The 1,608-nt window shown below is 67.5% G+C and carries 1 protein-coding gene and 1 pseudogene; both read right to left on the bottom strand.

What is annotated here, in order from left to right; translation table 11 throughout:
• Window positions 1-234, bottom strand: a pseudogene (locus VGP60_RS05955) (glutamine synthetase); the annotation flags it as partial.
• 983 nt (window positions 235-1,217) lie between these two features.
• A complete protein-coding gene (locus VGP60_RS05950) occupies window positions 1,218-1,547 on the bottom strand; it encodes a hypothetical protein (RefSeq protein ID WP_414640297.1) in 330 nt (109 codons plus the stop codon).
• Between the last annotated feature and the right edge of the window lie 61 nt (window positions 1,548-1,608).

Raw genomic sequence — 1,608 nt, 5'->3', positions numbered from 1 at the left:
CCCTGGTCGGAACGCGATGGCGTTGTCGATGCAGAACACGTTCCAGCTCGGCGACGCGCCCACACCGGCGACGTGGAATGCCCGAGCGCGGACGGTCGGGACGTGTTTCGCCCTGATCACGCCGGCGGGGTCGACAACCGTGCCGGACAGTAGCCGGATCTCACTCTCTGCGAGACCTGCCGCCGCGGCAGCCAACTCCGCCTCGTCGAGGACCGGCATCGGGTAGTTGAGCACCCTTGCACTCCTGATGATCGGCGCGGGTCGGCGGCGTGGGCTCGCGGGGCACGATGGGCACGATCAAGGGGATTCCCGCATCAATCGTCGGCCCCGAGACTCGCCGGATACCGGAGGTTACTCGTTCACCCGGGAACGGGCGGTCCTCGGCACTGTCCGCCGAGCCAGCGTGGACGTTCGAGGGAACGGCTGTTCGTTGAACCGGCAAGAGGCGCCGAAGCCGTCTGCGGATCCGCCGACGGGGCAGCGGCAAGCTCGTCGACTGGCGGGGAACGCGTCGATCGCACCGTTCGTCTGGTCCGCCGGCGCCTGCGACTTCTGCCGGCAGTGATCAGCGGAGTTCCTGAGGGGCCTACCAGGGTCTTCGCCTCGCGTGGAGTTGCTGCTCTTGACCGTGGTGGCCGGTGTTTCGTGCCACGTGGCACTCCACGAGAGAGACGGTCATCTGAGTCAGTTCGAGGCCTTCATGCTCGGCGAAGTCGCTGAAGCCCTTGATGTTGAGGGTGGCGAGTGGGAGTTCTCGGGCGAGGCAGCAGGCGGCGACCCAGTTGTCGTTCACCGGGCGCGGACGGCCCCGGCTCAAGGTCTACGCGAAGTGCCTCGACGGGCAAGGTGAGGCTGCCCGCCGGCGGGTGTTGGAGGCGCTTGGCTATCGGTAGATCGCCGCGGCGGACCCGCTCGGCGGCGAGCAGGCCGGAGACGAACAACGCGGTGTCCTGGGGAGCACGCCGGAGTAGCTGACAGGATCGGGCACGCAGGATCTCGGTATCGGAGCGACGATCTGTGGAAGGACCGTCTTCCTACCGAGGCCCTGCACTCCGAGCTGATCATCCTCACGTCCCCGCGTGTCGGCCCGAGCCGCCGCTCCCGCTACTGGAGGCTCACTGTCATAGCAGACGTCACACGGCGATCTGGGGGAGTGCGGCTATCGGCGCGGATAAAGGACAGCGGCGACTACAGCACCGTCGCGCTGGCCGTGCTGTTCATGGTCTCGCGCCCGAGGGTGTCCGTGGCGCGCTTACTGTCGATGTCGGTGAGGTAAGGGGCGACGAATCCGCGGTAGGCGGACTTGCGGTGGGCGAGCAGATCCTTCCAGCCGGTGATGAGGTCACGGCAATGGCGCGATCCGCATTGGCAGTGGGCAGGGAAGTGTTCGACCGTGCAATTGCGCATGGCGTAGTCGAAGGTGATCTCCTGGCCGGAGACGATGAGCTCGCGGGCGACGAAGGCGTGGGCTCGGGCGGCTGAGTCTGGTCCTGGGCGGAACGCCAGGCGCACCGGCACGACCACTGCTCGGGAACCGTGGCCGACACCGCCAAAACCAGCCCGGTGTGATGGCCGCGGGCCTCACCAATACGACACCGGCCGACGCGG

Origin of the sequence: Amycolatopsis sp., from assembly GCF_036008905.1 — a bacterium.
Classification (GTDB): Bacteria; Actinomycetota; Actinomycetes; order Mycobacteriales; family Pseudonocardiaceae; genus Amycolatopsis.
This window is presented reverse-complemented; position numbering and strand designations above follow the sequence as displayed.